This is a genomic window from Duganella aquatilis, assembly GCF_009674565.1.
Classification (GTDB): domain Bacteria; phylum Pseudomonadota; class Gammaproteobacteria; order Burkholderiales; family Burkholderiaceae_D; genus Rugamonas; species Rugamonas aquatilis.
The window spans coordinates 148,565-169,882 of sequence record NZ_WKJL01000009.1 but is presented as its reverse complement, the minus strand read 5'-3'; the positions used below and the strand labels follow the sequence as shown (position 1 = coordinate 169,882).

Below are 21,318 nucleotides of genomic sequence, written 5' to 3'. Positions count from 1 at the left end.
GTCCGTTATCGCGATATATACAAGCGCGTTTTCAAGCAGCTCGCTGGATAAACTAGCCACTCAACGGTCTGCGAGTACGTCTCTGATCACGTCATGCAAGCGTTCCGAAAACGCAGCGAAGCTTGGCATAGCGCTTGCACCCTGGACGTCGAATTCCACCCCATCAAGCCACGCACTCAACTCATTAGCATTTTTTTCCCCGCCTAGAGCATCCGCCAATTGAGCTTTGGCTGGATGAGGAGCATCGTCGTTACCGGAAATATTTTCCAAAATAGCGCAATGCTGAAAAGGTTGATCTTTCGCGCAGCACAAGAGCCAAGCTTCCGACTTCGGATTCGCGATCATAGGAACGCCTCGCCCAAAGCCAGCACGAGAAAAGCCATCTTTCACTGACTTAAACTTACTTTTCCAAATTAGTGGAGGATCGGATCTCATTCGATCACAATCCCGAAAAAACACAGATACAACCTTGTCACCCTCTGCCTCAACCTTCAAAGAAGCGAGTCCTAAGTCCCAACAATTCACATAATAATATGAAGTCTCATGATCATGATATTTCCCTCTCAATACCATGCTTCGCTTTGATTTTTTACGCTCGTCCGCCAATAACTTTAATTTAGCTTTACTAATAAACCTTATTGATCCCGGAAAGGTACGTAAAGAATAACCGAGCAAAGGCTCTATTATTTTATCTACCAACACGCCCATGGGACCTATAGAAAAAAAATCTTCGCTGCATTCAACCTGTGCATTGTTACATGTTCCGAGATCTGTAGGCCCTTCACCACTTAAGATCAATATCATGCTTTTGTTTTCCCAATTTTAGCTCTTTGAGCAAATTCTTCCGCCTCGTCGAGCGCGACACACCTTTTTGTCAGATCAACTAAATCGGTATCAACAAAAGCTTCGCCAGCCCCCATTACTTCGAGCTTCTCACCAATCCCTGATATTGAAAAAAAAGGTCTTACTCGAGTAATGCCTTTGGGGTTTTTATATACAAACATTACTGAATGACGAGCTATATCATCCTCTAGGTAATTCAGTATCATTGGACTATGAGTAGTGACAACAATTTGCTGAGTTGCATTAACAAGAATCTCAACTAATTTTTCTACTATTTCAGGATTAACGCCGTTCTCAACTTCGTCAAACAACAACAGCGACTTATCAGTCTTAGTTTGAGCAATCAACGCCAAAACACGAAGAAGTCCATCATTAATATGTCTAACTTCAGATTCAACATATTTTCCATCAAAATCCTCAGTAATTGAAAGCCTTTTCCAGCCCCCTTTCGTAGGAGATGTCTTAAAATCAACTACGCGCGGATAAAATTTCCTCAAGATTTCTAGCAATTCACCCTTTGAAGACCCTTTAAAGGAATGAAGAAAGGAGGACAACCGTTCGCCGCCAACTCCAATATCAGTAGTGGAGTCACGGGTACGCTGACGCATAAGATGAGGCGACAACAACTCTAAAGAACGGATTTTCTTTAATGCATCGCGCAAACCTTTCAAAGGCGGAGTAAGTTCGCTATCTCGAAGTTGAGATAACAAAGATCCCTGATAAGTAAAGGTCACCGGGACAGATTCTTTATCATCGATCTTGTAATGACGATCTTTTACTTTAAATATATCTGTATCATAGTTTTTATTTTTATACACAGATACAGATTCAGTAAGACAAGCCATTTCCTTGCGATTTAATGATTGGAGCCAAAAGAGAGTTTCACCGCCCCATTCATAAACCACACCGCCATTAATGTTAGTAGAAGAACTAAACTTAGAAGCTAAATCTCCTATCGACCAACTTCTAGAAGTCAACCATTGCTCAACTTTACCTTCCATAAGTTGAGAAACAAAATCAAAGGCTTGTAAAATAGTCGTTTTACCAGAACCATTCATGCCAATCAAAACTGTAAATTTTGGCAGAGGCAACCGAAACTGCACAAGTGATTTGAAGTTACTCATATGTAACGCCTTAATCATCACAGTACCTTATTTTCATAATATCGGTTCATTCAAACATTAATTTACTTAAAAAAAGATTTTATTTAGTAAAATTTAAATAAATCACGCTAGACAAATCATTCTATAACTTTAGGGAGCCGCTCCGCATACGCGACAAGATGCCCAGCCGAGAAATGAGCATATCGCCGCACCATCTCGGAACTTTCCCATCCCCCTAGTTCTTGCAAAACATTCAAAGGGGTGCCATTTTGAACATGCCAGCTAGCCCATGTATGTCTCAAATCATGCCATCTAAAATCTTCAATACCGGCATCGGCCAAGGCGCGCTTCCACACTGAGGTACTGATCGACACGCACATATGACCGGGACTCGCGAAAGGATACACAGGATGACGACCTTTGCACAATGCAAGTACACGCATGGCATCTAAGTTAAGAGGAACAGCAATAGCTTTTCTAGTCTTCGACTGATCGGGATGAACCCACGCTACGCATCGCTGCATGTCAATTTGGGACCATTGTAAACCAGTCACGTTCGACTTACGGAGTCCAGTAGCTAAAGAAAAAGTCGCCATGAGAGCAATTTGCTCCGGTAAATGACTAAGCAATCGCTGGGCTTCAACCAAAGTCAAGAAACGTACGCGCCTCACAGGTTCCTTTAACAACCGTATCCTTGGGGCTGTTTTAATCCACTCCCACTCCGATGACGCCCTTCTCAGCACTGCACGAAGCAAGGCTAGCATACGATTGACTGTACTGTTTGCAACCCCAGACTTAAGCTTTTTCAAGACAATATCATCGATGACACCCCGATCGATTTGCGACAACGTGAGACCATTAAGATATGGACACAGCCAACGGATAATACACTTATCAGAATGCAATGAAGCTTTGTCAGACTTTTCAAATAACCACCTCTCAGTTGCATCCTCCCACGTCTTAGCCAGTCCTACCTCTACTAGCGATACAACCTGATCAGAAATGTTGGACCCCATCTAAAATACCTCATGATATTTCCACAGGGAAATAATATATCAATACTGAAAATCACTAAAAGGGATACTCCAAGTCGCAGGGCATTCCCGGCGCAGTGGCAAGATACACAACCCCAAGTGCGTTATTGCACCAAGTATCAAGGTTCTCCATGGCATGGCCCTCAATCATCCGAAATGCCGCGTGGACAGCGTCAAGCATGCATGTGCAATTCGGCAGCCGCCAATACTGCAACTCTGGCAGCACGATGCCCCGTGAACGGAAATAGCGCTTTTCGTTTAGGTCACGGCAGTCCATCACCTTGCCGCAATACTTCGAAATGTAGCTCGCCAGTCGGTGAGCGCCCTTCACACCAAATCCGAACGAGTGGGGATCGCGCACATTGGCTTGGCCCATCTGTTGGCCATCCGGCCCGAGGCCAACCACACGCTGCCAAATCGAACGCAACAAGGCGTAGCACTGACGACCACGCACAGCGATATGGAAGTGCAAAGCGCCCCGCTCCTGCTGTTCAATCACCGCCACATAGTGGAACTTCTTCACCTTGCCCAGGCGACGGCAGAACGCCTTAAAATGCTTCGCCGCTCTGTCCCGATCAAGCATATTTTCACGATATGTCAGCGTCACCATACGATCCGCCGAAATGGCCTTGCAGCAGTCACGGACCTTTTGCTTCGCCCGACGTGCGGAAACCTCTTCGCTCGCCTCGCGATTCTCTGACTCACCACGCCTTGCGCGTGGACGGGTAATAGCAGGGCCTACAAACGATTTATCTTTCGTGACCGTCACAACGCACTGACCATCTGGATAAACGCGCTTGCGAGCCGTGTAGGTGTCTTGCCATGCGCCCCTTGTGCGGTCGCCCTGCCACCAGTCCGGTTTCTGTGCATCCCCGTCACGAGCAACCGACGTGAAATCAATTGACGCTAAAGCAGTTTCATAATCTAATTCGTTCATTGGTATTCCTGTGATGGCAGGTTTATCAAGGGCCTCGCTCAGTTCCAGCTGATCGGGGCCTTTTCTTTGGTGCTTCAAAATTCCTTTTTCCCTATGACAGCCACAGTGTTTTACGTGTCTGTGTTCTTAAGTGTTCTCAATACAAGTTTAGGCGGCGCTGCGCGCCGCCGCGCAGGTCGCGAGCGCCCTTCACGGCTGCGCACGCGCCAAATACCAGACCACCAAACACGCCTACGAACCACGTACAACGAAAAGCAACATTCAGAATGGGGCCGGTTGCCGACGTGCCGCAGCGAGGCACTAAACAAGCCTGCGGACTACCCGCTAAAACTTTGGAACCTTGTCGCTCCTCGCTCCGACACGAACAGGCCCCAGCTACAGCTACTTCAACATCAACCACCGGCACCAACTGGCCCCCAAAGATTTTGCCTTCGGCCGCTTGTGCAGCCACCCCGGCATCGTCAGTGAATGCTTCCTGGAGACAGAACGAAATACGGCCCCTGCAGGAAAAATATCCACAAATTTCAGGCCGGCGTGCGCGATCGGAGCAACTTGCGACCTGCAGCCAGAACTAAATTTGGTCATCGCTTCCGGAGCAACGCACCGCGCAGCAGCCGGTCCACAACATCACCCTTCGTCACATCTTTAAACTGGACATACTTATCGAGCGCTTCAATCACTTCCTGCGACACGTCCACCGTCAAGACGCCCTTGCCTTTTTTCGCCAACCGTTCTCGCCGTGCCGCCTGCCGTTCTGCGGCCGTTTTGGCGACACCTGTGGGCGGTCGACCGGGCTGGCGGTTTGCACTCGACACCAGATCAAGCTGGCGATGATCGTTCCCGTACTTCATACACCCTCCTATTTCCGTGACAAGTAACACTAATACGTAGCGGCAGGACCGCCACCAATGGGCCTGTACGGCGGATCAGGCTTCGGCACTTCCATCACCAGAACACGCGAACTAGCATGCACTGAATCCACGGTGTCATGCCCTTCCATCACCTTGACCGAGCGTTGCGCCCTATCAGTGTCCTGGCGATCACGATCCGCATCGAAATCCTGAAACCAGCCATTGCGCGCAAAGCCCATGCACATGTTGAAGCCCACATCCAACGGCGTACCCTGTTGCGAATAGCACTTGCACGTAACGCCCTTCTGACTTTGCGGCGTGCCGACCTGAATACACGCCGCAGGCACTGGCGCCCGGACAGGCTCGGTGATACGGTCATACTTCGGCGCCGTGTACGCCAGTCCGTCGACGCGGGGCGTTTCCATTTGAACGAAATGCTTGGCGTCAGCCACAGGATCAAAAGGAGCTTGCGACGATGCCGGACCGGCAGCAGGAACAGCCACGCTACTACCAGCAGCACGAGCAGCAGACGCCTGCGCAGCATCCTCAGTTTTTTTGTCATAACGATGCTGATACCGATTCAGCGCCCAATAGCCAAACGCCAGCAACGCTACAACGAAGCCAAGCGCCAAGAAGATCTTCATAGGTATGGCGCGCTTGACCGTATGCACTTCTGCGCTTTTGTAGTAGCCGTACACCTCTTTCGGAAAGGCCCACTTCAACGATATAGACGACTTTTGCGAGGACTGATTTTGAGGCGCTGGATTAGCTGCCGACCATTTATAAATCGTTGAACGCGCCAAGCCGAACTTGCGCACAGCGTGATAATGTTCGCCCACCAACTGGCGCACAAAGTTGTCAATCAACGTCGGATGTTGCGTTATCAAATAGATGTCGAAACCCTTGTGACGATGCGTCGCAAGCTGTTCATAAAATTCTGGCAGTTTCGAGCCGTTCGGCTTTTTCGGAAATACAAACTGGCACTCGTCCATCACGATGATGGAGCCATTCGGCAGGTCCATCCACTTCTCGGCCTCAAACGCATGCCAAGGCAGCGTCAAGTCTTTGATGTTGTGATAGTAGACCTCACGCTGTTCCTTCTCCGCCTTCTGCTTGATCGACCACAGTGCAAACAGCGTCTTGCCATTACCCGGCAAACCAGTAATCAGCGAGATCATTTAGCCACCATCTTTTTCACCGAGCCGCCGATGGCCTTCATCGACAGCGCCACCGTGAAGGCCGAGAACACCACCGTCAGCGCCTTGTCCACCCACAAGAAGCCCAGCAACCCAACGATATCGGCCGACTGACTCTGTACGCCCGAAATCACCGACTGCTTGAGCGCGGCCACGCCGATATCAATACCCTTGTACGTCACAAACCCAAGGCCCAGCGCGATCAGAACGCGACCGGCCAGCGTACCCATAGCACCCGCAAGCGCACCAATCAAAGCTGGAAGAAATGCAGCAAACATATAGCCTCCTACGATCCGACAACGGACCGACCGACGATCAAGTAAGCGAGGATTAGTGCAACCGCCATCATCACGCCACGTAACGGCAGGATGTTGTTGCACACCGAAGTGAAATCAACCGGCACCACGTGGCCCATCACAGTGAAAGAACGATTCGCCAAGCACGTGCCGCCGCCGAGAAAACCGCTTTGGTCAAAAGACACCCGACTCATATCGACATCAGTACCCTTCAACGTATCGGCAATCTGACCGGCCATAGGATCAGCACCGGCCATAATCTGATCGCCCAACGCTTTCTGCGGCATAGCCTTCAACGCATCGATGTCCTGTTGCTGCGCACATTGCATGGCAGCGGCCGCCCTCAACGTAGCGCACTGAATCGCATCACCTTGGCAAGAAATTTGACCGCACGCGCCAGCGACAGAAGAGTTCTGACAAATCGTCAGTTCAGGATGTGCGCTACAAAAATCCTTGGTATCGTCACCCTTCCCCGGCGTGCCCGTTGGCGTATTGCTGGTAGTGCTGGTCTGACTCGTTTTGACCGTGCCGTCAGGCGACGTGACGGTCGTTGTAGTAGTGGTGGTGACCGAGTGGTCGCTGTTCGTTACGGTGGTGGTGCTGGTGGTGGTAGTCGTTCCATCCGCTGCCGTAGTAGTGGTATCAGGCGTTTTGACCGTGCCGGTGGATGTGGAATTAATTGGGTTCGTACCAGAGCCAATGCAAATCGGAATGCCGCTTGAATCCGCACCAGCCTGTACCGTGCCGCCTGGACACTTGCCGCCAGTCTGCGAAGCAGGAACAGTTGTTGTTCCTGGCGTGGCGTTCTCCGGTGTATTGATAACGCCAGCCTCACCCGGAGCATCTGGCGGCGAATCCGCGCCCGTAGAAATCGCAGAATAATTACAGTAAAAATCAATGCCGCCATCCGACGCAGGAACGGTGTAACAGCTCACCACATCAGGCACACTGCTAATCACGCACGACGCCGATGTAGTCGGATAAGGCAAATCGGCATCCGGGACTTTCGCCTTCGGATTCGTCGAATGACCATCGAACTGCCGCCACGTCACAGACTTGCCAGCAGCCGTAGTGCATTTCTTAGGAACCTCGTCGGTACACAGACTATTGACCGGCAAACTGCCGTTATTACATACCAGTCTTTTTTCGAGAGCATAATAATTAGGCCCCGAGGCTACAGTGCCATTAGAACGATAATACGACGTCAGGCCGCAGTTATAAGCCGGTGCGACGGGTGCAGAAGTCATAGCCCAATTCAAGGCGGTCTGGCTCGCAGTGTTATTCGCGGCATGCGTCGAACACGCACTGCTGGCATCGTCCATCCAAGGATCGCTGCCAAACCTAAACTGTAATCGAGTCGGCGTATACGACGTAGCGGCCACCGCAACCAAGCAAGCGGACAATAACGCCAATAACAGTATAAATCGTTTATACATTACCCACCTCAACCGCGGTGATTCAACAAAATCCAGAACGCACCACACGTCGCAAGAATGACGAAGTAACCGGCCATAGCAACCTCCAACGACAAAAATGAAAAGAGGGGCGCGAAGCCCCTCACAAACACGGAGCAGGCCCGTGTTAGCGGATCACGCGACGGATCCACGAAATGGCGGCAACGGCCACCACGACGCCGACGATCAGGCCACCAGCGGTGGCGATGTCGGTTTTCGCTTGCGCGGTATCGGCCGAGATGTCGATACCACCAGCAGCTTGAGCGACGCCGAAACCAGCGGACAGGGCCAGAGCGGCCAGATATTTCAGTTTGTTTTTCATGATTCACTTCCCTGTTGAACAACGTTAATAACGCTGCGGATCAGGTAGGCAGCGACCCAGCATCCAATAATGGAAGCGGAGACAAGTGCACCATCCTCCGCAGACATCGCAAATGGACTGACCGAAGGATCAGCCCCATTGGCCCCCGACTGCAGGGCCAAATACTCAGCGCCGGATATAGACACGGCGGCACAACTCGCGAGATCAGCCGTATCAGTGTCAGGAACGAGAACCACAGCGCGTACACGGGGAGCTAACACTAGGCCATTCAAGGCCCAAACATAGCTAACGTCGCCCGTGCCTTGACCGCCGAGATTCATCGAACGCAAACACGTAGGCATACTCAGGCCTTAGCAGGCGCAGCAGGAGCCGCAGAAGCGACCGGCGCGGCAGCAGGCGCTGGCGCAGCAGGCTTACCCGCAGGAGCCGCAGGAGCAGCCTTGTGAGGCGTCATTTCCGACACGCGGCCACCAATGCGCTTGTCTTGACCGATGGAGATTTCAAACGCCACCTCGTACATTCCTGGCTTGATGTCTTTGAAGCGATCCGGCACCAGCAGTTCGCCCACCAGCAAGGACACCTCGCCGGTTTCACGGTCCACTTTGTGCACGATGCAGTCAGCGAACAGCATGTCGTAATCTTTGAGCGATTTCTTGGAGAAGCCAGCCCGAGGCGTCACGCTCAACACCTCAACCAGCACGTTACGATCAGGGCCAGCCGGCGCGGAGCCATCCCATTGTTTGACATCCGCGACTTCCGACACAACGCGGCTGTTCTGGCCGATAGCGGCCTCAAACTCGACCATATAAACCCCCTTCGGCAAATCCTTGTAACGCGCTGGCAGCGACAGCACACCGATTTTCGGCTTCACTTCGCCGGTCGCCTTGTCAGCGTCGCGTACAACGCACTGCGCGTTGCGGATGTCGTAATCATTGCCAGTCTTCCGCGACGTACCAGCTACTTGCACCACGTGGATAATTTCGATTTTCGATTTCATGGTCATACCCTTTTCAAAATTCGCCCTCTAGGACGCGATGACGCCAACCGGCGCAGTTATAAATCCAGTAAATCCTTGTTTGCCCTGTCACACAGAGCCGAGAAAACACGGCGCGCAGCGCCCAATGCAGGCAACCACAACTCAGGCTGATGGTCTTCACGCGCTTTGAATTCCAGAGTCGCAATCTCGACCAGTAACGCGGCCTTGACGACGCGGACCTCCGAAGCGTTAAGCGCCAACGGCAACGTCCACTCAGCAGCAGCACTCATACAGCCACCGCGCGGTAGACGAATTCAGGAACACTTTTGTTCAAAACCACAACAGCACGCGCCGACGCCTCACGCGACATCGGGCGAATCAATTCCATATCGAACCACGCCGACTCGTCAGCACGTTCAGCGCGACGGGCCTGAATCTGGAAGCGCACCCGTTTAGGAGAGGTAGCGTTGCGGACGGTGGTGGACATTTCGTTTTCCTTCAAAAATTTAGCGTTACAAATCACGAGAATTCAGCGCTACCAAAAGCGATAAAATTGCCGCAACTCAACTATTTCCAATTCATCATGAACAATTTCGTCATCCTCGCGATCGTGTTAGCCGGAATTTTCATTGCGGTTTTTTCAAGCCCGAAAAAATCAAGCAAACTAAAACCGCTGAGCCATCTGAAACTGCAACCCCGCCGACCGCTTACAGCCAGAGAACAGCAGATGTACTTCAGACTCACCGAAACGCTTACCGACTGCGCCGTATTCCCCCAAATGCCGCTAGCGGCACTCCTGACAACTTCCGACCGACAGGACCGGAATCGCTTCGACCGGAAAATCGCAGATTTCCTGGTCTGCACTAAAACGCTGACGCCCATAGCAGTGATAGAACTAGACGACCCATCACATAACAACAAGGCTGCGCAAGATGCCGACAGAGACGCAATGCTCAGAAATGCCGGTTACCAAACGATCCGCTACCGCGACTACCCCACCCCTATTCAGCTACGCCAAGACATCGAAACCGCATTCAAGAAAGTGTCCGGACTTACCGCGCAATCGAATTAGCGTTACAAGTCACGGAATCTGCTAAACCTGTGCCGCAATGTGCTATCGTTTACATCCAGACGGAGCCAAAACAGCTCCAAACAGATGCATCCAAACGGATGCACTGATAATACATCCATTTGGATGCATTGCTAATTGGAAATTACTATGAACTACGAAGAACTGATAGAGAAAGCTTTAGGTGGACGTTCTGCACGACGGGCCGCACAGATGTGGGGGATTCCAGCATCAACACTGGATAGGTACATGAGGGGAGACAGGATGCCGGACTTTAAGACCGCGCTCCAGATCATCGGGGATGCGGGAGTTCCGGCAGAAGAGGCACTAAAAATAATAGCTGCTCAAGAGCAGCTATTGAAAGATGGTAGGCCCTCCCAGAGTCGAACTGGGCACCAACGGATTATGAGTCCGCTGCTCTAACCAAGCATGAGCTAAGGGCCCTAAGGGATGTTGCTGCGCTGGAGCCTGCTTAGCCTCGCTGACGCGCACCCGGCTTGCGCCGAGCACGCGAGCATAAGGGCTAGCACAAGCCCCAGTCAAGTCTTAGTTGCCTTCCAAGAAGCTTTTCAGCTTGTCCGAACGGCTTGGGTGACGCAGCTTGCGCAAGGCCTTGGCTTCGATCTGACGAATCCGCTCGCGCGTCACGTCAAACTGCTTGCCCACTTCTTCCAGCGTGTGGTCGGTCGACATTTCGATACCGAAACGCATGCGCAGCACCTTGGCTTCGCGTGGCGTCAGCGAATCGAGCACGTCCTTGACCACGCCGCGCATCGAGGCGTGCAGCGCGGCGTCAGACGGCGCCAGCGTGTTGTTGTCCTCGATAAAGTCGCCCAGGTGCGAATCGTCGTCGTCGCCGATCGGCGTCTCCATCGAAATCGGTTCCTTGGCGATCTTCATGATCTTGCGGATCTTGTCCTCTGGCATTTCCATCTTGATGGCCAGGGTTGCCGGGTCCGGCTCCGCGCCCGTCTCTTGCAGGATCTGGCGCGAGATGCGGTTCATCTTGTTGATGGTCTCGATCATGTGCACCGGAATCCGGATGGTGCGCGCCTGGTCGGCGATCGAGCGGGTGATGGCCTGACGGATCCACCACGTCGCATAGGTCGAGAACTTGTAGCCGCGGCGGTATTCGAACTTGTCCACCGCCTTCATCAGGCCGATGTTGCCTTCCTGGATCAGGTCGAGGAATTGCAGGCCGCGGTTGGTGTATTTCTTGGCGATCGAAATTACCAGGCGCAAGTTGGCCTCGGTCATTTCGCGCTTGGCCTTGCGCGCCTTCATTTCACCGGCCGCCATCTGGCGGTTGATGTTGCGCAGGTCCGGCAGCGGCAGCACCACGCGGGCCTGCAGGTCGATCAGGCGCTGCTGCAGTTCCTTGATGGTCGGGATGTTGCGGCCCAGAATGGCGCTGTAGGCGTGGCCGGCGGCCACTTCGCCATCGACCCATTCCAGGTTGGTTTCATTGCCAGGGAAGACTTTGATGAAGTGGGCGCGCGGCATGCCGCACTTGTTCACCGCCACGTCCAGAATCTGCTTCTCGATGTGGCGCACTTCGTCCACCTGGCCGCGCAGCGTGTCGCACAGCTTCTCGACCACCTTGGCGGTGAAGCGGATGCCCAGCAGCTCGGCCGAGATCGCTTCCTGCGCCTTGACGTAGGCCTTGGAGTTGTAGCCTTCCTTCTCGAAGGCGCGGCGCATCTTGTCGAATTGCAGGGAAATGGTGTCGAATTTTTCCAGCGAAGCGTTTTTCAGCGCCTCCAGCTGTTCGGCCGAGTAGCCGGCGGCAGCGCCTGACGGGCTGGCTTCTTCCTCTTCCTCTTCTTCCTCTTCCTGCTCTTCGTCGTCCTCTTCGTCCTCGTCGCTGGCGGCGGCCGGGGCCGGTGGTGCGTCTTCGCTTTCGTCTACCAGGCCGTCGACAATTTCGTCGATCTTGATTTCATCGGCGCGGATACGGTCGGACGCGGCGATGATCTCGGCGATCGTCACCGGGCAGGCGGAGATCGCCTGGATCATGTCTTTCAGACCGTCCTCGATGCGCTTGGCGATTTCGATCTCGCCTTCGCGGGTCAGCAGCTCGACCGAACCCATCTCGCGCATGTACATGCGGACCGGGTCGGTGGTGCGGCCGAAATCGGAATCGACGGTGGACAGCGCCGCCTCGGCGGCCGCCTCGGCTTCGTCGTCGGAGGTGACGGTGGCGACATTGTCGGACAGCAGCAGCGTCTCGGCATCGGGCGCGTGCTCGTAGACGGCGATGCCCATGTCGTTGAAGGTGCCGATAATGCCTTCGATCGCTTCCGGATCGACGATATTGTCGGGCAAATGGTCGTTGATCTCGGCGTACGTGAGGAAACCACGTTCCTTGCCGAACTTGATCAGGGTCTTGAGTTTCTGGCGGCGGCGTTCGAGCTCTTCCTCGGTCGCTTCGGTGTCCGACGAGAAGGCGTCCTTCAGTAGCGCTTTTTCCTTGGCCTTGCGGTCCTTGGCCTTGGCCTTGTCGACCGCCTTCAGCTCGGCGCGTTCGACCGCGTTGAGCGCGGCGACTTCGTCGTTCTCAGGCTGGAATTCTTTCGGTTTGCGCCCGCGCCGGCCCGGCACTTTGACCGAAGGCAGCACGTAGCCCGAAGTATCGATCGCCGCCAGCGTGGCCGCGTCCGTGGTCTGGCTGACCACCGGCGGATTGCTGGCAACGCGCGTCTCCGGCTTGTCCGCCGTTTTCGCGGATTTTGCGCTCACTTTAGTCGGCTTTACAGCCGCTTTGGATTCAGGTTTCTTGATTGGCACAGGCGCTTTCGATTACGGATAAAGTTTCGATCCTAAGATCACTACGTCTTCGAACTTGCCGACTACACAAGTCCGACAATACTACGACTTACTTACACCTGGGTCAGGCCGACCTACTCTATAGAACTCCGGGGAATTCTACTGCATCAGACACGTGCGTGGGGGCAAGAAACCGTGACTCGGTTAGATAGCAAACAGACTATTTGCTGAACCGTAGCTGGCCCTGGCCGCCGACACCCGTCCTTCCGCGTCGATCAAGAGCCTAACTCACTGAAAACAAACACACTCTGAACAGAAAAACGATGCCAAAACATACAACACTTAGCGTTTTATTATAGCACGTCACTTTTCAATTTCCAGAGGGAAGACCCGCAGGTCTGCCGTTGGAATAATGACAGAAACATTACGCAACAAAACGCCCTACAACTTTAACGGGTAGGCAACTCCGCCTGCGCCTCGCGCAACAACTGGTCTTGCTGGGCGGTTAACTCCCGGTAGCGCACGCCGATCTCGTCGGACGACAGGCCAGCCGCGAACAACTGGCTCAACTCATGCTTCAAGGCATCGTGCTTGACCTGGCGTATCGCCGCCCGCAGCACCACGCGCTCGGTGTCGCGCTCGGTTTCCGGCTCCTTGACGATTTCCGCAATGATGCCGTCGTACTCCTCGCCCTGCGATTTCAAATGCTGGGCAAAGGCGGCAAACGCACCGCCCTCGCCCATTGAACGCGCCGCCGCCAGCAGCTGCGCCAGCCGCTCGGCCGACTCCTGGCCGAAGAACTGGAACGCGGTCTGCGCGGCCTCGTCGATTTCCTGCGCCAGCGCCGGATGGGCGATCAGCAGGCGCATGATCTGCAACTCCAGCCCTTTCGGCTGCGGCCGGCCACCGCGCGGCGGCGCGATCTTGGTCAGCGCCACCGGCTTGGCCAGCTCGAACAGCACTTCGATCTCCGACGGCGAGGTCTGCGTCAGCTGCGCCAGGCCGCGCACGATTTGCAGCCGCAGCGAGGTCGGCGTCATGGCCTGCAGCATCGGCTTGGCGTCGAACTGCGCGCGCGCCCGGCCTTCCGGACTGTTCAGGTCGTGCTCGCCGCACGCTTCGCGTATCAGGAACTGCGACAGCGGCATCGCCTCGTGAATTTCCTGCTCAAAGGCTTCCTTGCCGAATTCGCGCACATAGCTGTCCGGATCGTGCTCGGTGGGCAGGAACAGGAACTTGATGGTCTTGTTGTCCGTCACGTGCGGCAGACAGGCTTCCAGCGCGCGCCGCGCTGCGCGGCGGCCGGCCTTGTCGCCGTCAAAACTGAAGATCACCGTGTCGGTCTGACGCAACAGTTTCTGCACATGGTGGGTGGTGCAGGCGGTGCCCAGGGTCGCCACGGCTTGCGGGAAACCCATCTGCGCCAGCGCCACCACGTCCATATAGCCTTCCGTCACCAGCACATAGCCCGCATCGCGGATCGCCTGGCGCGCCTCGAACAAGCCATACAGCTCGAAGCCCTTTGAAAATAAAGGCGTTTCGGGAGAATTCAAGTACTTCGGTTCGCCCTGGTCCATGACCCGTCCGCCAAAGGCGATGACCTGGCCCTTGGTATTTCTGATCGGGAACATCACACGCTCGCGGAAGCGGTCATAGCGCTTGCGGTTGCCGCCGTCCTCGTCCACCTTGTCGATCACCAGGCCGGACTCGGCCAGCGCCACCACTTCGTAATCGGGAAACACGGAACGCAGGTTGTCCCAGCCGTGCGGCGCGTAGCCGAGGCCGAAACGGGCCGCGATTTCGCCAGTCAGCCCGCGTTTTTTCAGGTAGGCGATGGCATCCGGCGCCGTGCGCAGTTGCTGCTTGTAAAAGTCGCTGGCGCGCGTCATGGCGTCGGTCAGGGCCATGCTCTGGGCCTGCATCTGCGCCCGTTGCGCCGGCGGAATCTTGTCGTCCTGATCCGGCACCACCATGCCGACGTTCTGCGCCAGTTCCTTGACGGCATCGACAAAGCCCATGCCGGAATATTCGATCATGAAACCGATCGAGGTGCCGTGCGCGCCGCAGCCGAAGCAGTGATAAAACTGCTTGGTCGGGCTGACCGTGAAGCTGGGCGACTTCTCGTTGTGGAACGGGCACAACCCCATGTAGTTCGCGCCGCCTTTTTTCAGCTGCACGTAACGGCCGACCACGTCGACGATATCGACGCGGTTCAGCAAATCGGCGATAAAAGTTTGTGGTATCACAGGGCTGGACGGTCTTGGTGGTAATCAGGCTATACCGCCGCAGCCGATGCGCCTTGATGCGCATCAAACCGCGGCGGCGGGTACTTACGCTGGGGTCAGCGCTTTTTTGACCAGGGCGGACACGACGGTCATGTCGGCGCGGCCAGCCAGCTTCGGCTTGACGATGCCCATGACCTTGCCCATGTCCTGCGGACCGGCGGCGCCCGAGGCGGCCACGGCGGCAGCGACTTCAGCGGCGATTTCCTCGTCCGACAGGCCGGCTGGCATGTAGGTGGTCAGCACGGCCAGTTCGGCTTTTTCGATGTCGGCCAGGTCGGCGCGGCCGCCGGCTTCGAACTGGGTAATCGAATCCTTGCGCTGCTTGATCATTTTTTCAATGATGGCGACGGTCTGCTCGTCGCTGACGTCGATGCGCTCGTCCACTTCCTTGCGTTTGATTTCCGCCAGGATCAGACGGATGGTCGCCAGGCGGCCAGCTTCTTTGGCACGCATTGCGTTCTTCATGTCTTCGGTGATTTGTTCTTTCAAGGCCATGGCGTTTCTTTCAAAGAATTTGGAGTAAAAATGCGAAAACCCGCTGCGGCTAGCCGGAGCGGGTATCTCTTAGATGCCGCTAAACGCAACCGGCATGCGCCAGGTTGGTCTGCGTAAGCAATCTTAGAAGAGTTTTTTCGGCAGCTGTTGGCTGCGAATGCGTTTGTAGTGACGCTTTACTGCAGCAGCCAGCTTGCGTTTACGCTCAGCCGTTGGCTTTTCGTAGAACTCGCGTGCGCGCAGTTCGGTCAGCAGACCGGTTTTTTCGATGGTGCGTTTGAAGCGACGCATTGCGACTTCGAACGGCTCGTTTTCTTTAAGGCGAATAGTGGTCATGTAAAAATTCAAACCGTTGGAGGTTATAGGGAGACAGAGACTATAGCAGCTTTTTCCGAAAAATGGAAGCCACCAGCTGTCGGGAACAGCCAGACATGCGGCTTTCATAGGAAAAACAACACGGTGCAGACAGCCAGTATATCAGACCGCCTGGCCCGCCGCCACTCCGGAAGCCCAGGCCCACTGGAAATTGTAGCCGCCCAGCCAACCGGTCACGTCCACCGCTTCGCCGATGAAATACAGGCCCGGCACCTTGGTCGCCATCATGGTCTGTTGCGACAGTTCGCGCGTGTCGATGCCGCCGCGCGTGACTTCGGCCTTTTTGTAGCCTTCGGAGCCGTTCGGCGTGAGCGACCATTGATTGATGGCAGCGCCCAGCTTGCGCAGTTGTGCATCCGGCAAGTCGGCCAGGCGTGCATCCAGCGCGAAACCGTGTGCCACGAGCAAACCTTCGGCCAGGCGGGTCGGCAGCCACTGCGCCAGCACATTGCCCAGCTGCTTCTTGATGGTGTTCTTGCCTTCGATCAGCGTGGCGGCCAGGTCCAGCTCCGGCAGCAGGTTGATGACGATCGGCGTGCCCGGCTGCCAGTACGAGGAAATCTGCAAAATCGCCGGGCCGGACAGGCCGCGGTGGGTGAACAGCAGGTCTTCGCGGAAGCGCGCGCCGGTCGGGTTGCGGCCTTTCAGCGAGCCGGTTTCCACATCGACTTCCAGCGCGATGCCAGACATTTCCACGAACGGCGCCCACTGCTGGGCGTCGAAGGTCAGCGGCACCAGCGCCGGGCGCGGCTCGACCATGCGCAGCTCGAACTGCTGGGCCACGCGGTAGCCGAAGTCGGTGGCGCCGATTTTCGGGATCGACAGGCCGCCGGTGGCGATCACCACGCTGGGCGCTTCGATCGTGCCGCTATCGGTCTCGATCACGAAGCCTTCCGCGCCCTGCGCCAGGCGTTCCACCTTGCACGGCATGCGCCAGTGGACGTCGCCGCCAGCGCACTCGTCCTTCAACATTTCGATGATCTGCTCGGCGGAGTCGTCGCAGAACAGCTGGCCGCGATGCTTCTCGTGGTAGCCGATGCGGTGCTTCTTCACCAGCGCGACAAAGTCGGCCGGCGTGTAGCGCGACAAGGCGCTCTTGCAGAAGTGCGGATTCTCCGACAGGAAATTGGCCGGGCCGGCGTTCACATTGGTGAAGTTGCAGCGGCCGCCGCCGGAAATGCGGATTTTCTCGGCCAGCTTGGTGGCGTGGTCGATCAGCACCACACGCAGGCCGCGCTGGGCGGCAGTGGCCGCGCACATCATGCCGGCCGCGCCTGCGCCGATTACCGCTACATCAAACTTTGCCATGGGATTCCCGTCGTTTCAGTGAAGGGGCGAGATTCTACTCTATCGGCTCGCTGACATGCTGGCGCGACAGGATCGTCCGCGCCACCAGCAGGCATTGCGCCACCTGTTCGGCGATCGGCGGCGGCACCGCCACCTCGCCGTCCAGCACCGACTGGATCCAGGCCGCCGTGGTGGCCGCGTCCTTGTTTTCCGGCAGCAGCGGCAGTTCGCCGACCAGCGTCTGCTTCGGCACCAGGGTCGTGCGCAGGCCGCCGTGGAACCAGTCGATCTGCTGCGCCTTGTTGGCGTTGGCCACCGTTTCGCCCTCGGTGCCGCGCATCAGGAAGGCGTCGCCGCGCTCGTGCAGCGCCGCCGTGGTGAAGTATTCGCCCAGCATTTCCAGGTATTCCGGGTGCGTGTACGACACCAGCCGCAGCGCCGCGCCGGCGAACGGCTGCATGATCTTGACCAGCGTGTGCGTCGAATTGCGCACGCCCAGCTTGCGCCGCAGCGACAGCAGATAGGCCAGCTTGGGCGCCATGGTCTCGATGGTGATGAAGGCCGGCTTGCCCTGCGACATGGCCTCCTCCGCCTCGGACCGGTGGCGCGCCGCCGTCACGCCCAGCGCGGCAAACACTTCCGCCGTCGCCACGCGGCCCAGGTCGGTGGCGACGCCGTGCACCAGCACCGGCACGCCCTCGCGCGCCAGCAGCAGGGCCAGCAGCGGCGTCAGGTTGGCCATCTTGCGGGCGCCGTTGTAGGTCGGGATCACCACCGGCGCGAACTGGCCCGGCGGCGCGTTGAACGGCTCGAACGAAGCTTCGGCCGCGTCGAGGAAGCCGGCGATCTCCTCCACCGACTCACCCTTGATGCGCATCGACAGCAGGATGCCGCCCAGCTCCAGATCGGAGACGCGGCCGTCCAGCATGGCCTGGTACAAATCGTGGGCGTCGTCGCGGCTCATGCTGCGGGCGCCGTTCTTGCCGCGCCCTATTTCCTTGATGAAACGTGCGGCTGCAAAAGGTTCGGTGTTTGGTGTCATGGCATCAGCTTAAACCACGAGCGTGCATTTCGGCTACACTATCTGTCCCCCGAAATAAAACACTACTGTAGAGATCATGATTTCCCCAGACATTGAAAACGTCAACGTCACCTCGTTTGCTCCGATGCCGTCGCCGGAAGCCTTGCACAGCAAGCTGCCGCTGACCGATCTGGCTTCCGAGACCGTGATGAAGGGCCGCGAAGCCCTGCGCAACATCATCGACCGCCAGGACAAGCGCCTGTTCGTGGTCGTCGGCCCATGCTCGATCCACGACCCGGTGGCCGGCCTGGACTATGCCCGCCGCCTGAAAGCCTTGCAGGCCGAAGTGGCCGACACCATGCTGCTGGTGATGCGCGTGTATTTCGAAAAGCCGCGCACCACCACCGGCTGGAAGGGGTATATCAATGATCCGGACATGGACGATTCGTTCCGCGTCAACGTCGGCATGGAAAAGGCGCGCCAGTTCCTGCTGGACGTGTGCGAACTGGGCCTGCCGACCGCCACCGAGGCGCTCGATCCGATCTCGCCGCAGTACCTGGGCGACTTGATCGCCTGGACCGCCATCGGCGCCCGCACCACCGAATCGCAGACCCACCGCGAAATGTCGTCCGGCCTGTCGACCCCGGTCGGCTTCAAGAACGGCACCGACGGCGACATCAGCATCGCCATCAACGCCATCCTGTCGTCGGCGCATCCGCACTCCTTCCTGGGCATCAATGCGCAGGGCAATGTGTCGATCGTGCGCACCCGCGGCAACGCCTACGGCCACGTGGTGCTGCGCGGCGGCGACGGCCGGCCGAACTACGACTCGGTGTCGATCGCGATCGCCGAACAGGCGCTGGCCAAGGCCAAGCTGCCGGCCAACCTGGTGGTGGACTGCTCGCACGCCAACAGCTACAAGAAACCGGAACTGCAACCGCTGGTGATGGCGGACGTGATCCATCAAATCGTCCAGGGCAACAAGTCGCTGGTGGGCGTGATGATCGAGTCCAACATCGTCGGCGGCAACCAGAAGATCCCGGCCGACCTCAGCCAGCTGAAGTACGGCTGCTCGGTCACCGACGGCTGCATCGACTGGGACACCACCGAGCAGATGCTGCGCGACGCCCACAAGCAGCTGCTGGGCCGCCCGTAAGCGCTCAGTAGCAGTAGGCCACCAGGCTGGTGGCCACGCCGAACGTCCCCGCCAGCGCCGCCTCGGCCTTGCTGGCCGGGGCGCTCAGTTCTTCCAGGTCCAGATAGACCTTGCCGCTCTCCAGCTTCACCGAATAGCGCAGCGCATTACTGTAGCGCGCGTCCAGGCCCGGACATTCGAGCACGGCATGCACGCTTTCCTCGCCGCTGCGGTACAGCGCCACGCCAGGCAACTCCTGCCAGGCCAGCCCGCGTGGCACCAGGCGCACGCCGCCATCCAGCGGCACATCCTTTAGTTTGCATATCAGTTTCCATTGTCCAGACATAGCTTCCTCCCTGCGTTGCCTGTTTTCTAAGCAAAACCGATGCCATCGAATTTCTGTCCATTTGGCAAAATTCCGCACCCGGCCAGTGCGGTCCGGCGCGCTGCTGGTGCATGCTTGCACGCACTTTCCATTACAATGGCGGATTCCCCTTTTGAAATTTGCTGCTTCCATGATCGTTCTTGGCGTTGAATCCTCCTGTGACGAAACCGGCCTGGCGTTGTACGACACGCAACACGGCCTGCTGTCCCACGCCCTGCACTCGCAGGTCGCCATGCACGAGGAATACGGCGGCGTGGTGCCGGAACTGGCCTCGCGCGACCACATCCGCCGCGCCATTCCGCTGCTGACGCAGACGCTGGAACAGGCCGGCAAGACGCTGGACGACATCGACGCCATCGCCTACACCCAGGGCCCCGGCCTGGCCGGCGCGCTGCTGGTCGGCTCCTCGGTGGCCTGCAGCCTGGGCCTGGCGATGGACAAGCCGGTGCTGGGCGTGCACCACCTGGAAGGCCATTTGCTGTCGCCGCTGCTGGCGTCGGAACCGCCGGAATTCCCCTTCATCGCGCTGCTGGTCTCGGGCGGCCACACCCAGCTGATGCGGGTGGACGGCGTCGGCCAGTACACGCTGCTCGGCGAAACGCTGGACGACGCGGCCGGCGAAGCCTTCGACAAGTCGGCCAAGCTGCTGGGCCTGGGCTATCCGGGCGGTCCGGCGATTTCGCGCCTGGCCGAATTCGGCGATCCGGCGGCCTACAAGCTGCCGCGCCCGATGATGCACACCAAGGATTTCAACTTCAGCTTCTCCGGCCTGAAAACGGCGGTGCTGACGGTGGTGAAGAACCACGAGGAAAAAGTCATCGCCAACATCTGCGAACAGGACAAGGCCAATATCGCGCGCGGCTTTGTCGATGCGATCGTGGAAGTGTTGACGGCGAAATGCGTGTCGGCGCTCAAGCACACCGGCCTGAAGCGGCTGGTGATCGCCGGCGGCGTGGGCGCGAACGCCCAGCTGCGCGCGTCACTGAACGCGGCGGCCGCCAAGAAGCGGTTCAAGGTCTACTACCCTGAGCTGGAATTCTGCACCGATAACGGCGCGATGATCGCGTTCGCAGGCGCCCGGCGACTGATGATCAATCCGGACGCTGCGAAGAAGGATTACTCGTTCAACGTGCGGCCACGCTGGCCGCTCGACGAGCTCAAGGTCATTTAAGTCGACGCGAAGGCCATGCCGGCGAGAACCGCCAGGCCGACCAGCGGGATCCAGTACTTGGCCTTGCCTTTGCTCAGGCTGACGCCACGGGCGGCAATGCGCTCGCTGCGCAGGCGATGTTCGTCGGCCGGCGATTCGTGCACGACGGTGTTGTTGTCTTTTTCAGTTGCGGTATTCATAACAGCCTCCATGTAATCGATCATCGTCCTTTCTGGAGGGCAATGCAATTGTTGTGCCAACCAAATAGGCAGAAAGCTGCCTAGTCAGCTTGATTCTAGGCGCTTTTGTGGTGAAGTTGCCACACGATATAACGCTTC

Annotated in this window: 23 protein-coding genes and 1 tRNA gene; 3 read left to right on the top strand and 21 right to left on the bottom strand. The window is 56.9% G+C overall.

The window, feature by feature from the left end; genetic code table 11:
* Positions 1 to 60: 60 nt before the first annotated feature.
* The 12 genes from GJ698_RS14415 to GJ698_RS14360 form a co-directional block, all read right to left on the bottom strand.
* Positions 61 to 804, bottom strand: coding sequence for a hypothetical protein (locus GJ698_RS14415; RefSeq protein WP_154358308.1), 744 nt, complete (start codon positions 802 to 804; stop codon positions 61 to 63).
* Positions 801 to 1,985, bottom strand: a complete 1,185-nt coding sequence (locus GJ698_RS14410) for an AAA family ATPase (protein WP_154358307.1) — start codon at positions 1,983 to 1,985, stop codon at positions 801 to 803. The genes GJ698_RS14415 and GJ698_RS14410 overlap by 4 nt, the downstream gene beginning before the upstream one ends.
* A 98-nt stretch (positions 1,986 to 2,083) precedes the next feature.
* Positions 2,084 to 2,755, bottom strand: a complete 672-nt coding sequence (locus tag GJ698_RS14405) for a tyrosine-type recombinase/integrase (protein WP_229259985.1) — start codon at positions 2,753 to 2,755, stop codon at positions 2,084 to 2,086.
* A 262-nt stretch (positions 2,756 to 3,017) separates the two neighbouring features.
* Entirely contained in the window at positions 3,018 to 3,917 is a 900-nt protein-coding gene (locus tag GJ698_RS14400) for a rolling circle replication-associated protein (protein WP_208023824.1), read from the bottom strand.
* A gap of 581 nt (positions 3,918 to 4,498) precedes the next feature.
* Positions 4,499 to 4,768, bottom strand: coding sequence for a hypothetical protein (locus GJ698_RS14395; protein ID WP_154358305.1), 270 nt, complete (start codon positions 4,766 to 4,768; stop codon positions 4,499 to 4,501).
* 29 nt (positions 4,769 to 4,797) lie between these two features.
* Entirely contained in the window at positions 4,798 to 5,946 is a 1,149-nt protein-coding gene (locus GJ698_RS14390; RefSeq protein ID WP_154358304.1) for a zonular occludens toxin domain-containing protein, read from the bottom strand.
* A complete protein-coding gene (locus tag GJ698_RS14385) occupies positions 5,943 to 6,242 on the bottom strand; it encodes a DUF2523 family protein (RefSeq protein WP_154358303.1) in 300 nt (99 codons plus the stop codon). The genes GJ698_RS14390 and GJ698_RS14385 overlap by 4 nt, the downstream gene beginning before the upstream one ends.
* Positions 6,243 to 6,250: 8 nt before the next feature.
* A complete protein-coding gene (locus GJ698_RS14380; RefSeq protein WP_154358302.1) occupies positions 6,251 to 7,582 on the bottom strand; it encodes a virulence factor TspB C-terminal domain-related protein in 1,332 nt (443 codons plus the stop codon).
* Between the two features lie 259 nt (positions 7,583 to 7,841).
* Positions 7,842 to 8,036, bottom strand: coding sequence for a major capsid protein (locus GJ698_RS14375; RefSeq protein ID WP_154358301.1), 195 nt, complete (start codon positions 8,034 to 8,036; stop codon positions 7,842 to 7,844).
* A 343-nt stretch (positions 8,037 to 8,379) separates the two neighbouring features.
* Complete coding sequence (locus tag GJ698_RS30640; RefSeq protein WP_208023823.1) at positions 8,380 to 9,039, bottom strand: hypothetical protein; 660 nt, start codon at positions 9,037 to 9,039, stop codon at positions 8,380 to 8,382.
* 50 nt (positions 9,040 to 9,089) lie between these two features.
* Positions 9,090 to 9,302 carry a hypothetical protein gene (locus GJ698_RS14365; RefSeq protein ID WP_154358300.1) on the bottom strand — a complete coding sequence of 71 codons (213 nt, stop codon included), beginning with the start codon at positions 9,300 to 9,302 and terminating at the stop codon, positions 9,090 to 9,092.
* A complete protein-coding gene (locus tag GJ698_RS14360; protein WP_154358299.1) occupies positions 9,299 to 9,499 on the bottom strand; it encodes a hypothetical protein in 201 nt (66 codons plus the stop codon). The genes GJ698_RS14365 and GJ698_RS14360 overlap by 4 nt, the downstream gene beginning before the upstream one ends.
* A gap of 96 nt (positions 9,500 to 9,595) precedes the next feature.
* Between GJ698_RS14360 and GJ698_RS14355 the strand changes: the two genes are divergently transcribed.
* Positions 9,596 to 10,084 carry a DUF2726 domain-containing protein gene (locus GJ698_RS14355; RefSeq protein ID WP_154358298.1) on the top strand — a complete coding sequence of 163 codons (489 nt, stop codon included), beginning with the start codon at positions 9,596 to 9,598 and terminating at the stop codon, positions 10,082 to 10,084.
* A 362-nt stretch (positions 10,085 to 10,446) separates the two neighbouring features.
* Here GJ698_RS14355 and GJ698_RS14345 read toward each other — a convergent pair.
* From GJ698_RS14345 to ybiB, 7 genes are all read right to left on the bottom strand, one after another.
* A tRNA-Ile gene (locus GJ698_RS14345) sits at positions 10,447 to 10,525 on the bottom strand.
* Between the two features lie 102 nt (positions 10,526 to 10,627).
* On the bottom strand, positions 10,628 to 12,868 hold the full coding sequence (rpoD, locus tag GJ698_RS14340; protein ID WP_371865311.1) for an RNA polymerase sigma factor RpoD: 2,241 nt from the start codon (positions 12,866 to 12,868) through the stop codon (positions 10,628 to 10,630).
* A gap of 428 nt (positions 12,869 to 13,296) precedes the next feature.
* The gene (gene dnaG / locus GJ698_RS14335; protein ID WP_371865310.1) at positions 13,297 to 15,093 is read right to left on the bottom strand and encodes a DNA primase; all 1,797 of its coding nucleotides are present in this window, start codon (positions 15,091 to 15,093) and stop codon (positions 13,297 to 13,299) included.
* Between the two features lie 84 nt (positions 15,094 to 15,177).
* Positions 15,178 to 15,627 (bottom strand): GatB/YqeY domain-containing protein, encoded by a 450-nt coding sequence (locus GJ698_RS14330; RefSeq protein WP_154358297.1) that lies wholly within the window; start codon positions 15,625 to 15,627, stop codon positions 15,178 to 15,180.
* 123 nt (positions 15,628 to 15,750) lie between these two features.
* A complete protein-coding gene (rpsU, locus tag GJ698_RS14325; protein WP_008451879.1) occupies positions 15,751 to 15,963 on the bottom strand; it encodes a 30S ribosomal protein S21 in 213 nt (70 codons plus the stop codon).
* A gap of 141 nt (positions 15,964 to 16,104) precedes the next feature.
* Positions 16,105 to 17,310, bottom strand: coding sequence for a BaiN/RdsA family NAD(P)/FAD-dependent oxidoreductase (locus GJ698_RS14320; RefSeq protein ID WP_154358296.1), 1,206 nt, complete (start codon positions 17,308 to 17,310; stop codon positions 16,105 to 16,107).
* Positions 17,311 to 17,344: 34 nt separating this feature from the next.
* Positions 17,345 to 18,331 (bottom strand): DNA-binding protein YbiB, encoded by a 987-nt coding sequence (gene ybiB, locus GJ698_RS14315; RefSeq protein WP_154358295.1) that lies wholly within the window; start codon positions 18,329 to 18,331, stop codon positions 17,345 to 17,347.
* Positions 18,332 to 18,407: 76 nt separating this feature from the next.
* On the opposite strand from ybiB, the gene GJ698_RS14310 reads away from it, so the two are divergent.
* Positions 18,408 to 19,466 (top strand): 3-deoxy-7-phosphoheptulonate synthase, encoded by a 1,059-nt coding sequence (locus GJ698_RS14310; protein WP_154358294.1) that lies wholly within the window; start codon positions 18,408 to 18,410, stop codon positions 19,464 to 19,466.
* 4 nt (positions 19,467 to 19,470) lie between these two features.
* On the opposite strand, the gene GJ698_RS14305 is transcribed toward GJ698_RS14310, so the two are convergent.
* Entirely contained in the window at positions 19,471 to 19,791 is a 321-nt protein-coding gene (locus GJ698_RS14305; protein WP_154358293.1) for a Rieske (2Fe-2S) protein, read from the bottom strand.
* Between the two features lie 169 nt (positions 19,792 to 19,960).
* On the opposite strand from GJ698_RS14305, the gene tsaD reads away from it, so the two are divergent.
* Positions 19,961 to 21,001: a tRNA (adenosine(37)-N6)-threonylcarbamoyltransferase complex transferase subunit TsaD gene (gene tsaD, locus GJ698_RS14300; RefSeq protein WP_154358292.1), complete on the top strand. Its 1,041-nt coding sequence runs from the start codon at positions 19,961 to 19,963 to the stop codon at positions 20,999 to 21,001.
* On the opposite strand, the gene GJ698_RS14295 is transcribed toward tsaD, so the two are convergent.
* Positions 20,998 to 21,180, bottom strand: a complete 183-nt coding sequence (locus GJ698_RS14295) for a hypothetical protein (protein ID WP_154358291.1) — start codon at positions 21,178 to 21,180, stop codon at positions 20,998 to 21,000. The two genes, tsaD and GJ698_RS14295, sit on opposite strands and share 4 nt — an antisense overlap.
* Positions 21,181 to 21,318 lie beyond the last annotated feature (138 nt).